Source organism: Candidatus Bathyarchaeota archaeon, assembly GCA_018396705.1.
Classification (GTDB): domain Archaea; phylum Thermoproteota; class Bathyarchaeia; order Bathyarchaeales; family Bathycorpusculaceae; genus DRVP01.
Genome location: JAGTQZ010000003.1, coordinates 194,578 through 208,798, shown reverse-complemented (window position 1 = coordinate 208,798; position 14,221 = coordinate 194,578). Strand labels below are relative to the sequence as shown.

Below are 14,221 nucleotides of genomic sequence, written 5' to 3'. Positions count from 1 at the left end.
ACTCAGCACACCGTTGGACGTTAAAACACAAGTGGTATCTCCAACTCCAGTTTTCAGTGTTCGATGCGATTAACGTTCATCAAATTTCCAGTTTGCCTTTCCACTTCTTATATTTATTTTTGGTATGGTCATAGTAAACTTGACTCCCTTTCCATATTCGCCTGTTTCCTGTATCGTCCAACCGTAGCCTTCACAGATTTTTCTTATCAAATACAAACCATAACCCGTACCTTTTCCATAGCCCTCCTTGAAAATTAGTTCCTTTTCTTTTTTAGGTATACCTACACCATCATCTTCATAGATCAGATTTAACTGTTCTTCGCTTGTCTTTTCATAATATACTCTAATTTTCTTTATTTTCTTGCCATACTTCAAAGAGTTATCGATAAGATTGTAAAAGATTTGTCTCAGCAATGAATCTGCTAACACTTTCAAGCCTTTGCATTTATTCATTACTTTGACGCCTTTAAGGTCTGTAAATAGCGAAACCGCTTCTTGAATGGTTTTCTCGACGTCGATGTATACTAACTCTTCAACACCAAGCAACTCATATGTCGCAGCGAAATTAAGGATTCTCTCGATTTGTTTAATGACACCCTCTATTTCTTCTAAATACCTTAAAGCTTCATGATTGTCGGCCAATCTTTTTTTAATTAAGTAAACATTACCAACAACTGCTGATAGTTTATTTCGCACGTCATGTCTCGTCAATTTGCCGACAACACGCAACTTTTCCAGCGCATCCCTCAATTCTTTTTCAATTTTTTTCAAGTGTGAAATATCTTTGTATATTCCTATAGTGCCGACAAGTTTTCCATCTATAACTATTGGAGCTGCAGATATGGATACTGGAATTAAAGTTCCATCTTTTCTTTGTCTGATACTGTCGTAATAGATATACCCCTTCTCGGCTTTTTCGTTTAACATAAGCCCCTCTTTGATAAGGTCTTTAGGCACTAATACATCATCAATATGCTTACCTTTAATTTCTTTGAGCGTGTAGCCGAAAAGCTCCGTGAAACGAGGATTAATATCTAATATGCGAAAGTTCGAATCCGTATAAACAGCGGCTTCCGGGTTGTTCATAAACAACTTTTCAAATTTTTCTTGGCTCGCTTTGATCTTACGTGCGTATTTTTCTAGGTTTTGGGCATGCTTTAGGTTGCTTATTGCGGTTGCAGCATGAGACGCCAAGATTTCAAGTAACTCTTGGTCCTTTTCGCTGAAAGCAGCTGCCCTTTTACTTTCAACATTTAAAACTCCAAGGACTTTGTTACCAACTTTGATAGGTACGGCAAGTTCGGAGAGAACTCCATATTTAACTCTAACGAGATCACCTTCATTCCTAACGTCTGACACTAGAATTGACTTGCCTGTTCTTGCCACCTCTACGGCTACACCGCTCTTACTGCCATCAAGAGGCAAATCAGAGCAAATGGGTTGCGAATATCCACGGCAGGCGACAACACGAAGCGTGTTTCCGCTAATCATCATTACTTCAGCATACTCAAACCCAAGCACCTTTTGTAAAGCGTCCAATATTAGGTTGTAGATTTCTTTCATACTTTTGGCAGCGTTTAGGCTGTGGCCGTAAAAGTTCAACGCAGATAGGCGTTCCTCATAACGTTTTCTCTCTGTTATGTCTCTATATATTCCCACCGCCCCTAAAAGTTTACCTTTAAATTTTATTGGAGCTATAGACAAGGACACTGGTATTAAGGAGCCATCTCTCCTTTTTCTGACCGTTTCGAAACAAAAGGGGCCTTCAAGCGCTTTTTTGTTTAGTTCCCTTGCCTCATCAATTTTATCATTTGGTACAACCACGTCGTTAATGTTTTTACCTTTGATTTCCTCCGATGTGTAGCCAAAAAGTTCCGTGAAACGAGGATTAATATCTAAAACATGAAAGTTCGGATCTAAATAAACACAAGCATCAGGGCTATCCATGAATAACCGTTTAAACCTAACTTCACTTTCACGTATTCTTTGTTCATCTCCCTCGTCGCTATACGACATCAACTGTATACTTCCTAAGCCAATATCAGGTAAGCCTCCAGTGAGATATCACATAAAGATTATGGACATCTAATCAATATCAGAGAAGCAAAAACTAAAACAATCAATTTGTTTCGCATTAGAAAACGCAAATAAGCCAGCACACTAAAAAGTAAACGAAGACTGGGAAACACTATGAAGATGGCTGTACTTGTCTACGAGTACCCGCCTAAAATCGTTGGTGGCTTAGGCACGTACGCAGCTGAAATTACACGTAAATTCGTTTTGATGGATCATGACGTTACAGTTTTCACAATGAATGATGACGAGGGCACTCTTCCAACGAGAGAAATTTGGCGCGGCATAGAAATCCACCGGCCATTACACATTGACATTTCGGATTCTCTGCCAGACGTGGTGGCTGAAGACGTTAAAAAATGGGGCAGGGGCATACAGCTTTTCTCAAAAATTTTAGTTTATAACTATTTAAGTGCTTCAAAACTTGTTAACGAGCTTATCGCCAAAGAAGGCTTCAAGTTTGACATTGTAGTTGCCCATGATTGGCTTTCAGTTATAGCCGGCATAACCGTTAAAAAAGAGACCGGCCTGCCGCTGGCTTTCCACGTCCACTCCACAGAGAGGGGCAGAACGCTTGGAAACGGCTCGGAGGTTGTTAGCAACATAGAACTTCGCGGGGCTAGAGCTGCAGACATGGTTATCACAGTTTCCTATGCCATGAAGGACGAATTAATATCGCTAGGCTTCCCTAAGGATAAGATAGAGGTTTGCTACAATGGTGTCGACCCACAGAAATACAATCCAGAAACAGTAACCCAGGAACAAATAACCCGCGTAAGAGAGTTTTACGGCATAAAACCCGAAGAACCTATGATTCTGTTCATTGGAAGACTCGTAGGTGTCAAAGGCGTTGACAAACTTGTAATGGCGATGCCTCATATACTGCAGAAAATCCCAAACGCAAAACTGGTTATTGTTGGATTAGGCGACATGCAAGACTACCTTGTTAACCTCGTAAGGATGATGAAGCTCCAAGATGCTGTAAAATTTAACTTCCAATTCTTGCCAGAAGATGAACGCATCCTTCACTACGCGGCATGCGATGTGGCGGTTTTCCCAAGCCTCTACGAACCCTTTGGGATAGTTGCACTGGAAGCCATGAGCATGGAGCGTCCAGTCGTTGTAGGCGCAGCGGGCATAAGCGGAATGCGCGAAATAGTCGTGCCATGCGGTGAGGAGCAATGTGGCTTTCACATCAACCCAAACAACCCAGCGGACATCGCTTGGGGCGTTTTAAATGCTTTGGAAAATCCTGAAAAGAAAAAATGGCTTGGCAAAAACGGAAGACGCCGAGTTTTAAATGAATTCACATGGGACAAAATAGCTGAAAGAACCATTGAACTATATGAGCGAATAATAGAACGCTGAAATGTTGCATTGGGCTTTCTGATGGACGCTGGCATCCGAAGAAAAGTTGCAAGAGAGGCTGCTAACCTTTTATACCAAGGAATTGAGAAAGAGTACAAGCAAGCAAAACTGAAGGCAGCTGAGACTTTCAAAGCAAGCATTCTGCCAACAAACCTTGAAGTTGCAATGGAGCTTGACAGGATAGCCGAAGAAAAAGAAGGCGCCACACGACAAGAACGCCTCATCCGAATGCGGCAGGAAGCTCTAAATCTTATGAAAACCTTAAAAAGATATAGCCCGGTGCTTGTGGGTAGCGTTTGGCGAGGCACAATCCACCACAAAAGCGATATAGACATAAACGTCTATCATGACCAGCCTGAAGAAGTTTCAGCTACACTGGAGCAAGCTGGCATTAAGATAGTGGAAAAAGGTTGGATAGCCATGACTAAGGGCGGCAAATGGAAAAGGGCTTACCGCGTACTGGCGAAGTTACCCTCTGGTGAGGAAGCGGAAATAATAGTCAAAAATCAAGCGGAAGCAGAAGCAGAACATGACGCAAAAGAAAGTTGCGAAATATATGGAGACATTATTTCAGGACTTAACATTCATGAATTGGAAAAAGTGCTATCAAAAAACCCAACCAAAAGATTTGTTCCATTCTAGTCGACATTAAACCTTGCTAGACATTTAAATATTAGAATCATCATTTGAGATTATGAAACCTTTGAAGGTAAACCATGTGGAGTTCGACAAAGAAACTTTCAAAAAGCTTTTCCCGAACCTAGCGAGAGAAATAGAATTAGACGAAAACAAAGTTCAAATAAATTCTATCCGCACAAATGTTGAAGTGGGGGAAAAAGCAGTTTCTGAAAAACGGAGAAACCACGCTGACCCCTTTATCCACTATGACCCAGATGTTATTGACTTTTTACGCCGATGTGACACAGAAGAACAAGCCGAGGAGATAATAGCTTACATGGAGAAAAGGGGTGAAATAAGCAGTGAATATGCTTTACAACTTAGAAAACAGCTTAAAGAAAAAGGCGTTCGAAGTTTCGGTCCCAAAAAAGAAGAAAACTACTACCTGAAACATGGTGGATTACTTTAAACTTGCTCCGGGGGAACGCTTTCAGGAGCATAACCAGAATAATACTTCAATCCATGCTTTTGTAGTCTCCGAATGACATGCGGGTACAATATAAGCTCTTCAATTTCAATTTCTTCCACTAGTTTAGGACTTATTTGATTTAGTTTATGCATAAGCGATTGGAGGCTTTCCCTTGTTGAAAAAGAAGCCATAACCGATGGATGGCAGCTTACACCAGCCTCAACAAGCTTCCAGAGGGCTTCAAGTTGCAGTTTGAACCCCTCCGGCTTAGCACCCGTTAGCATTGTAAATTCCTCTTCGCTGCACCCTTTAAGCGAAACCCTCACGTGGACGAAATCGTATTTTGCCAGATTTTTGGCGTAGTCTTCGTCGTGAGCTATAAGTATGCCGTTGGTTTCAAGAATGAAACGATATCTTTCCCTGCCTAAGTTTTCAAGTACAGCCAGCAGATGTTCTTTCCCTATGGTTGGCTCCCCTCCGCTTATTCTAAGTTGGTCTAGTTTGCATTTTCTTGCAAGGGTGATTAGGTTTTCAGCAACTTTTTTTGGTGTGTAAAAGCTTCCAACACTTGCTGGTCGATTGGCGACAACATCCGAAACCCAGCAGAAACGGCACAATAAACCGCATCCAACACAGTCAGCTGTGACTATTCCACCATACCATCTTGCAAGTCTTATACGGTAATATTTTCTCTCCTGCCCCTCTGGGCTATGACGTGTCACCAATTTTTCGACGGTAATATGCCGTTCAACAGGATCGTAGGGCAATGTGAAACCTTTCCTTTTAAGGACTGCTCAAGGGCTCCTGTTTCTCAATGCTTTATTTTATGCTAGGGATACTTTAATTCTTGTCTGCACATGTGTACATTGATGGATATATGCGGTTGAAGGTTGGCGATATCCTCAGCAATCGGGAAATTTCAAGAATTTTCAATGTGTGTACGCGACGGGGGATAAGGTATAGCGGAAGCCTAAAAACTGGGATTAAGCATGTTGTTCTCACAACGGTTATTGTTAAGACTCCAGAGGAGCGTGTTGAAAACCCATACCACGATAGGTTTGAGGGTGAAATTCTCCTGTACACCGGTGAAGGACGCTTTGGGGATCAGCAAATGACAAGGGGAAACCTAGTCCTAAAAATGCAGATAGAAAAACGTTTCCCATTATTTGTTTTCGAGAAAAAGTCTCCAGGAAAATACATGTTTCTCGGACAGTACAATGTCGAATCGGTTCAAACGGAGAAGCAACCCGACGTTAAAGGGAAACTTAGAAGCGTCTTTATTTATAGGCTTAAAAGAGCATCAAATTTCATATCACAAGTGCCCCTCTAGAAGCGTGAAAACCTCGGAAAATGTAAAAGAAAATAAATAGTTCTTCGAATATCTTTGAAAACCAGACTCGAAGGCAAGCGGAGGAAAACCGTTGAAAAGGAAAACTTTGATGTTCACAGTTTGGGTTGTTCTATCTTTAACCTTGGCATTAAACATTTTTCATGTTGAGAGATCCCAGGCGGAAAACAAATACACTGTAGAGTGGGTTAACCACAAAGTGGAGGTTCTTTACAACGGCTATATCCTTATAAACGACACAATTAAGGTGGGTGGTAATCCACCAGACAATTTTTTGATAGGCCTACCGTACTTATACGGTGCTTATATCCTAGAGTGCATGGCTTATTCACATTCTAACGCCATGCAACGATATAATGTTGTAGCTGGTGTTCCGCTAGAAGAACGAGTAGGCTTTTATGGCGTGAGTATAAACCTCAACCCTCCACCGGAAGGAGGTGTTTTCAGCGTCTGTTTTGTACTCTCACAAAATCTCCTTATACAAAATGCAACGAACAAAAATCTTTTCACTTTAGATTTTCCAGCGTTTCCAAGCTTAACGTTAAAAGCAGCTTCCTGCAACGCTTCGCTAGTTTTGCCTTCAAACGCGCAGTATGTTTCTGGCACAGTTTCTGGGTTCAACTATGCGGCTGATGTTGAATTGCAGCCTTTCGTTTATGAAAAGGCCAACGTAACCTTTTCTTTAACCACGGAAGAAATACAACTTTTCACTGTGGAAGAGTTTAAACGGGAAATCTCTGTAGGTGCGATGGGGGAAGTTACAGTTTCAGACAGTTACCTCATTAAGAATCAATCGCCAAAAGAGATATCATCCATAGACGTCGTTCTCATGCCGAATGCCTCTGACGTAACTGTAGAAGACGAATTTGGAAGAAAGGGGGAAAAACCCACACTGACTGATGCAAACTCAAGCCGTTATAAAGTGAAGTTAACATTTGCCGGTCGAGCTTTGTCCTTGAAAACAGGAGAATCTGCAAGGTTTATCGTAAAATACAAACTTTCAGACAACCTTGTTGCAAGGTGTGAAAAAGGTAATGAACTTAAACTGCAAATGTTCCAAAATATCAAATACTACGTTAAAGAAGCATGGATAACGCTTACATTTCCAGAAGGAGCTAAAATAACGGATTTAAGCTGTGAAGGTTCTCCAACCGATACGACTTATGGAACTGTCAAGGAGATTTTTCAAGAAAAAATTATACTGCACAAGCAAGGTTTGCTTTTATTGGATGCGTTTACAGTGATTGCGTCCTACACGTATAACCCTATTTGGCTTTCTTTCAGGCCCACACTTTGGACTTGGGCTTTAGCCACATTCGTATGCGCAATCATAGCTGTTTGGAGGAAGCCTAAAGCACCAGCGGCTGTGGCCGTTATGGTTCCAACAGTGGCTGTGAAGCTAACCCTTGAGACAATAAAGGCTTTTGTCGATTTTTACGAAGAAAAGAGAAAAATCCTTGCTGAAATAAAGTCTCTTGAAAATGCGGTAAGTAAGGGGCGCATTCCAAGACGAAGGTACAAGATTAAAAGGAAGACTTTGGAAACACGTCTTACAACGCTTAATCGAAACTTAAATGAGCTTAAAGTTAAAATTCGATCCGCTGGAGGCCGATACGCAAACTTAATGCATCAGTTGGAAGCAGCAGAAGCCGAAGTCAATGAAGTTGAAGCGGACATCCAAAGCATAGAGGCCCGTCATAGAAGGGGCGAATTATCCATAGAGGCATACCGTAAACTTCTCGCCGACTATCAACGTAGAAAAGAAAAAGCTGAAACAACAATTAATGGAATTCTATTGAGAATACGTGAAGAAATCCGCTAGAGCACCTAAAGATTTTTATCCCACTCGTTAAATCTAGATGAGATCTAGTTTAAGGAGGATGAATATGGTAAAGATAGTAGTTGACAACCACAAGTGCACGGGTTGTGGAACATGCGTTGACACATGCCCGGTGGGCGTCTACGAGATAAAGGACGGAAAATCTGTCCCGGTGAAAGTGGAAGAGTGTCTTGTCTGCAGAGCATGCGAAGCTCAATGCCCTGAAAGCGCCATTCAAGTAATCGAGTAACGTTTTTGCCAAAACCCCTTTTCATCCCCCTCCTAAAGTTTTACCAAAGCTTTCCTTGAAAATCTTCACTAAATACCGTTTTAGAGACAGACTATGTTTTTTAGCCAATTTTTTGAGGGTTTTATCAACTCCTGTGGCGTATTGTATTGCTTTTTTAGGTTTACAGATTATTTGTTTGGGCAGTCCAAGCTTTTCAGCCGTCTTTCTAAGTACAAATTTTCGAAGCATGTCACTTTTGGAAACTATTTTCAAGTTTAATGGTAGGCCCATGGCCAATTCGACAAGCGGGTAGGAGGCAAAGGGCAAACGAAGTTCAATGTTGTGGTAGTTGCAAACTTTGAAGTCCCTTTCGAAATTGTTCTCATACATTTTCAAAATGTCAGATATAATAGCTTTCTCAGCAAAATCTTCGCCGAAGCGTGTGTAAAGAGTCAAATACCGCCTATAACCCCCAAAAAGTTCATCCGCTCCCTGTCCAGCAAACAAAACTCCAAACCCTAGTTCCGCAGCTTTTTCAGCTGCCCAGAAAACGGGTATGCCTATGCTTACTTGAAGCGGATCTGGGATTTCAACACACCACAAGATTTTTGGAAGGTCACGTTCCACCTCTTCAACACTATACAAAAACTTGTTAAATGGAAGATCCAGCAAGCGAGCCACCTCTTCGGCTTGTGAAGTTTCAATTTGGCTTTCAAGGCTTACATGGATTAAGTGCACATCAATTCCAGTTTTCTGAATTAGGAAAGCTGTTAGACTGCTGTCTAGACCTCCAGAAAATGCCACCGCAACTTTATCTAGGCATGCTGTTCTTTCAGCCGTCGACTGTAACAAAAGCCTATGAACTTTATCAACAGCCTCTTCCACCGACATTGATTTAACTGGGTTCGAAGGAGTTTTAACTCGTTTAATTTTAAAACTTTGTTTATCCGTGATCAATACATGTCCCGGTGGAAATGATTTTGCTCTGGTTATGCCTATCTTCCGGAGGGCTTTACATTCTGATGCAACCGCAAAAAAGTCGCTGTTTTCTCCATAGTATAGGGGATACGTTCCCAAGGCATCCCTACCGGCAACCAGTTTCCCGTTTTCAACCATGGCAAAGGCAAAGCATCCGTCAAACTCTTTGATCAATGTTTCAGCCGCTGTTAAGACGTTGCCAGCTTGAAACTTCTGTGCTAAAACTGTTTCAAGGTTCTCCGTAGCGGGAGAGTATACTCTTCCATCAAAAACGAATGCTGATTTTCCAAACTGTAGCAGTTTGGGTTTGTCCGCAGCCACCACCTTTAAGAACACATGTCCTAAGGCTGTTGACGATTTAATCCCTTGAATTGAAAGTTTCTCTAATGAAGAGTTTAAGGTTATGTCATCTTGTGTAGCTATACAAAAGGTGTCTGTACCGGTTCGTCCCAGGACATTAAGCATTGAAACTAACATGTTAACAGCATTTTTCCCCCTTTTATTGAGAATCGCTGCAAGTGCTTTCATTGTCATCCAACCTTTCTGGGCACGTAGCAATTTATAGCGGTTATAGCCATTTAAAGCAGATTGCATTGTTTATATGATATGCTCATAAACTGAAAAAGCATTAATCCCCAACTGTAATACTCTCTAAGAGGGAAAAAATTGCCAATCCTCCCAATCGATACTGGGCGCTACGGCACGCCTGAAATAAGGCGCATTTTCGAAGAAGAAAACCGTATCCAAAAGATGTTAGATGTCGAGGCAGCCTTGGCTTGGGCGCACGCTGAAGTTGGTAACATACCGCGGGAAGACGCTGAACGGATAGTAGCTGCTGCGTCGCTTGAACATGTGAAACTTGCCCGCATAAAAGAGATTGAACGAGAGATCAAACACGATGTGATGGCGCTCGTCAAGGCACTGGCAGAGGCTTGCGGTCCAAGCGGGGCTTACGTACACCTCGGCGCCACAAGCTATGATGTTGTTGATACAGCTACAGCCCTCCAATTGAAAGAAGCCCTGGATATCATAGAGAAGCGGCTGAACGATTTTGAGAAAGTTTTGATGGAAAAAGCCCTATGCTATAAGGAAACGTTGATGATGGGACGAACCCATGGGCAGCATGCCCTACCCATAACTTTGGGCTTCAAGTTTGCTGTTTGGATGAGGGAAGTATCCCGCCACATTCAAAGGCTTAGACAATGCCGTGAACGAGTGCTTGTGGGGAAAATCAGCGGTGCTGTGGGTACACAGGCAGGTTTAGGCGAACACGCCATGAAAATCCAAGAACTTGTCATGCAAAAGCTTGGCTTAAAGCCAGCGGACATTTCAACGCAAATTGTGCAGAGAGATCGCCACGCCGAGCTAGTATGTCTACTGGCCTTGATTGCCGTAAGCCTCGAAAACTTCGCCACAGAAATACGCGAGCTCCAGCGGCCTGAAATAGGTGAGCTGGCTGAACCATTTGAGGCTGAAAAACAAGTGGGAAGCTCCACCATGCCCCATAAGAGGAACCCGGAGACATGTGAGCGCATTTGCGGATTATCACGCATAGTCAGGAGCCTCATAATTCCAGCTCTAGAGAATGTAGTGACATGGCACGAACGCGACTTAACCCAGTCATCCGCGGAGCGCTTTATTATTCCAGAAGCCTGCATCCTCGTGGATTACATGCTCCTTCTAATGACAAATGTGATTGCAAACATTTACGTGAACGAGGAGCGCATGCGCCAGAACATAGAGCTAACCCAAGGAAGAGCCATGTCAGAAGCCGTCATGATAGCCCTAACGAGAAAAGGTTTAAGCCGACAGGAAGCCCACGAACTGCTCAGAAAATTAACAATAAAGAGTGAAGTGGAAAAAGTTCCATTCAAAAAAGTTTTGTTGGAAAACGAGATTGTAAGGGGGAAACTAAGTGAAAAAGAGATCGACGATGCGTTAAATCCGCGGAACTATCTTGGAACAGCCATGCAACAGGTTGAACTTATGGTGGAAAAGACAAGACAAGAGCGCAAAAATAGAGGGCTAAAGGATTAGAAAATTTTAAACCATCATAAGCGTCACTCACACGTAAGACATTCAAAGCTTTAAACAAGACATGCAAGCTATCCCAAGGTTTAAATGGCAAAAGAGATGAACCCATTGAACCGCTGGAAAAATTGTTCTCGCCGCTGTAGGTTTTAATCTCCTCTTTGAATACTCAATGAGGGGATTAAACAACTTAGCTGTTCGCCCACTGCTGCCGGTTTTCCTGTTTATGGTTTACTTTCCATACTTACACTGCTGGAAGACTTGATTACGAGACACCGCCTAAAAGACTATAACGTTGTCATTGCCTGTTTCTTTTTCGGAACCTTTTTCACGCTTTTCGTACCCGCGTCACAGTTTATTGACCCACAAATCTTCGGCATAAACTGGGCAGCCCTCTTGTTCATTAACATTTTCTGGTGGGGTGTCTTGCAGAGTGTGCTAACATTTTATGTTGCGACACGTCTTTTCCCGAGAGACTGGGATCATAAACTTCTCTCAAACGGGCAAGGGCAATTTTGGTCTTGTTACTGCTTTTTGTGGGCTTCCTCTACTGCATAAGCATACAATTAAACATGCCCGGAGCCCCGCAAATCCATCCAGGAGCATACATTGCGATTGCCGTTTTACTAGTTGTAACTGCCTTTATCTTTAAGAAAACGATTCCAAAGCAGGCAACGCTGCAAACCCAAACAAGAGAAAAATTGATCGACCTTGTGGCTGTGGCAACAATGATAATCTTTGCCTTTTGCGCCGTTTTCTTGACGCGAGATCCAACTCAGATAAATGTTCATGAAGTAAATGCGATGGCTGCGCGTGTAGTAACCGCATGGACAATCATAGCCGACTTGATTGTTTTAGGATATAGGTTATACACGCGTCGTCCAATACCAGTCTAACCTTGAAGCTGCAAAAGGAAGCCTTTGGTTCTGTTAAAGCCATTCCTTGTTTTGATTGTAGCTAGAACTGTGAAAATTGTAAACAGTAGCACTGCGGCTAAGCTCAAGCGTTCTGGGATGACTTCTGTTCCGAGTATTTCAAGTTCATGCGCGCTATGGGTGTATGTTATATGGAAAAGGCATTGGACATCATTGCACGTCTTCATGTAGTTGACACCCTCCTCTAGTTGGACACCGTCCATATATAGTGTGAAGTCTCCCCAGAGGAGGTTTAACGGGACAGTTATGTTGCAGAAGCCTTTCGTTCCCGCTGGTCCGGTTATGTTGAAGCTTATCGATTTGGCAGTTGTATCGAATTGGAACTGCGAGATGGAAGAGTTGCTGCGCACTTCCACTTTCGTATCGTCGTAGGCGGTGAACTTTCTCGTTATGGGTTTTGTCGGCGCCATAAGCGGATAGTAGTCAATGTTTTTCGTGTTTATTATGTATGGTGTATCCCATAAACCGGAATTATTAAGTTCAGTTGCGTTTGGGTATTTGTCTTCGTATCCGGTCCAGTAGTTTCCGCCAATAGGATAGGTGTTATTCCAAGAGTTAGCGATGCCGGACCAGTAGTAGGTTACGTGTTTTTTGTTGTCCACGAAGTTATTGTGGAAAAATAAGTTGTTTGTACCATAGCTGTAAAGATAAACTCCTTCGTTGTTATTCATGATGTTGTTCTCGGTAAAGTTGTTAAATGAACCATCCAGCGAGATCCCTTTTTCCAAATTGTCCATAATGTTGTTTCCGACTATGGTGTTCCGTTGACCCACTACGTAAACGCCTTGTTGATAAGCGGTTATGTTGTTTTCCGAAATGATGTTGTGTTCCATGCCAAGGTATATACCGTATTTGCCTGGACCTAATATGTCGTTGTTATGCACCTTATTGTTTGATGAGTATTCTAAGCTGATTCCTCGGTTACCGTTGTTTTTAAGAAAGTTGCTGGATATGTTATTATGATGGCTATCACTTGGCAGGTAAACTCCGACACTAGTCTTCGTGATGTTGTTTTTTGAAACTGTATTGTGTGAAGAACCGTGATCAAGTACTATTCCATGCCCATTCCAGTTGCTTGTTGCCACATTGTTGTTGTATATGCTGTTGTTTGATGAGCGGTAAAGTGCGATGTTACCGTAGTAATATGAGGAATATCCGTTGTCGGTAAGGTTATTTCCATAAATTGTGCAGTTGTTGGAGTAGGCGAGTATGATGCCCTCTAGGTTTTTTTCTATGTTCAGGTTTGCTACTGTTATGTTTTTGCAGTTAATTAGGGCTACAAACCCGGCGTCTAATGGAAGTGCATCATTTTCTTTACTAATCCAATAGTAGATTGGTTTGCCATTAACGGTGTTTGAAGTGTCTACATCATTGTATAAGTGCGGCATCTCAGCCCGATAGCCTTCGAGTCCGAAGTTTATGCGGCTGTTGTTCACCATAACATTGCCTTTCAAAGTGTTAGGCGTATAGTCGCCATGACCAGCTCCCAGTATAATGCCCCAGGTGTTTTCTGCGACATAATTATAAGACACATTACAGCCTCCACCCTGTGAATGGATGGAGATACCTTCCCCGTCGGGGTATTTGTTTCGCGTGATAATGTTTTCGTAAACGTTGTTAAAGTTGCCTCCAATACTGATTCCGCGGTTGTTTCCAGTTACGTTGTTTCTGTAAACGCTGTTGCTGTAGCCGAGCAAGTATATTCCATGATTGCTGTTGGAGGCTACGGTGTTGTTGTATATCAAATTGTGGTGTCCGGCGCTCTCAACCTCTGAGCCTGTTATGCTTATGCCTATGCCGTTGCCTTCAATGGTGTTTCCGTATATTTTGCAGTATGAAGTGTAGTAGATGCTTATGCCGGTGCTTGAAGAGTAAACCCTGCAGCCAAATATGGTTATGTTATTGGAATAGTAGGCGTATATGCCAAATGAGTTTGGTCCAGCGTCCACGTTCAAATTCTCTATTGTTATGTTGCTTTGATACTGAAAGCTTATTCCATCAGCACTTGCCACTTTAAGCGTGAACCCCGCTCCGTTAAGTATTATGTTGCTCCGCTCTATGACTATGGTGTCGTAATTGTTGCCGGTAAAAGTGTAAGTCATATTAAACTCGTCTCGAGTTATGTTCGCGGTTGGTGGGTCAATGGATCCATCGGCTCGAATATAAATGGTTCCAGCCGCTTCCACATTTGGCGTTTTAAGGGCGTAAAATGATGCGGAAACAAGCATAAGCAACATTATAAGCCATACTTTGCCAACATTTTTCATTCTTAATTTCTCCTTCAATTTTGTTGAGAAAAACGCAACTTCCGAATTCGCCCGAACCCTTCAAAAGAAGAGTTAGGCAAACCCCA

At 42.4% G+C, this 14,221-nt stretch carries 12 protein-coding genes; 8 read left to right on the top strand and 4 right to left on the bottom strand.

The window, feature by feature from the left end:
• Positions 1-69: 69 nt before the first annotated feature.
• Positions 70-2,016 (bottom strand): PAS domain S-box protein, encoded by a 1,947-nt coding sequence (locus KEJ24_03645; GenBank protein MBS7646913.1) that lies wholly within the window; start codon positions 2,014-2,016, stop codon positions 70-72.
• 174 nt (positions 2,017-2,190) lie between these two features.
• Between KEJ24_03645 and KEJ24_03640 the strand changes: the two genes are divergently transcribed.
• The 3 genes from KEJ24_03640 to KEJ24_03630 are packed head-to-tail and all read left to right on the top strand — an operon-like array spanning position 2,191 to position 4,528.
• Complete coding sequence (locus KEJ24_03640; protein MBS7646912.1) at positions 2,191-3,441, top strand: glycosyltransferase family 4 protein; 1,251 nt, start codon at positions 2,191-2,193, stop codon at positions 3,439-3,441.
• 21 nt (positions 3,442-3,462) lie between these two features.
• Positions 3,463-4,083 carry a nucleotidyltransferase domain-containing protein gene (locus tag KEJ24_03635; protein MBS7646911.1) on the top strand — a complete coding sequence of 207 codons (621 nt, stop codon included), beginning with the start codon at positions 3,463-3,465 and terminating at the stop codon, positions 4,081-4,083.
• A gap of 52 nt (positions 4,084-4,135) precedes the next feature.
• Positions 4,136-4,528, top strand: coding sequence for a DUF2095 family protein (locus KEJ24_03630; GenBank protein ID MBS7646910.1), 393 nt, complete (start codon positions 4,136-4,138; stop codon positions 4,526-4,528).
• Here KEJ24_03630 and KEJ24_03625 read toward each other — a convergent pair.
• On the bottom strand, positions 4,525-5,295 hold the full coding sequence (locus KEJ24_03625; GenBank protein MBS7646909.1) for a radical SAM protein: 771 nt from the start codon (positions 5,293-5,295) through the stop codon (positions 4,525-4,527). The two genes, KEJ24_03630 and KEJ24_03625, sit on opposite strands and share 4 nt — an antisense overlap.
• An 80-nt stretch (positions 5,296-5,375) precedes the next feature.
• Between KEJ24_03625 and KEJ24_03620 the strand changes: the two genes are divergently transcribed.
• The 3 genes from KEJ24_03620 to KEJ24_03610 all read left to right on the top strand — a co-directional run bounded on the left by KEJ24_03620 (position 5,376) and on the right by KEJ24_03610 (position 7,945).
• Positions 5,376-5,858, top strand: coding sequence for a hypothetical protein (locus KEJ24_03620; protein ID MBS7646908.1), 483 nt, complete (start codon positions 5,376-5,378; stop codon positions 5,856-5,858).
• Positions 5,859-5,949: 91 nt separating this feature from the next.
• Positions 5,950-7,698 carry a hypothetical protein gene (locus tag KEJ24_03615; GenBank protein MBS7646907.1) on the top strand — a complete coding sequence of 583 codons (1,749 nt, stop codon included), beginning with the start codon at positions 5,950-5,952 and terminating at the stop codon, positions 7,696-7,698.
• A gap of 64 nt (positions 7,699-7,762) precedes the next feature.
• Positions 7,763-7,945, top strand: coding sequence for a 4Fe-4S dicluster domain-containing protein (locus KEJ24_03610; protein ID MBS7646906.1), 183 nt, complete (start codon positions 7,763-7,765; stop codon positions 7,943-7,945).
• 21 nt (positions 7,946-7,966) lie between these two features.
• Here KEJ24_03610 and KEJ24_03605 read toward each other — a convergent pair whose 3' ends face one another.
• Positions 7,967-9,430 (bottom strand): asparagine synthetase B, encoded by a 1,464-nt coding sequence (locus KEJ24_03605; protein ID MBS7646905.1) that lies wholly within the window; start codon positions 9,428-9,430, stop codon positions 7,967-7,969.
• A gap of 138 nt (positions 9,431-9,568) precedes the next feature.
• Between KEJ24_03605 and KEJ24_03600 the strand changes: the two genes are divergently transcribed.
• Complete coding sequence (locus KEJ24_03600; protein MBS7646904.1) at positions 9,569-10,939, top strand: adenylosuccinate lyase; 1,371 nt, start codon at positions 9,569-9,571, stop codon at positions 10,937-10,939.
• Positions 10,940-11,454: 515 nt separating this feature from the next.
• The gene (locus KEJ24_03595) at positions 11,455-11,829 is read left to right on the top strand and encodes a hypothetical protein (GenBank protein MBS7646903.1); all 375 of its coding nucleotides are present in this window, start codon (positions 11,455-11,457) and stop codon (positions 11,827-11,829) included.
• Here the strand turns inward: KEJ24_03595 and KEJ24_03590 are convergent.
• Complete coding sequence (locus tag KEJ24_03590; protein ID MBS7646902.1) at positions 11,826-14,135, bottom strand: right-handed parallel beta-helix repeat-containing protein; 2,310 nt, start codon at positions 14,133-14,135, stop codon at positions 11,826-11,828. The genes KEJ24_03595 and KEJ24_03590 overlap by 4 nt on opposite strands.
• Positions 14,136-14,221 lie beyond the last annotated feature (86 nt).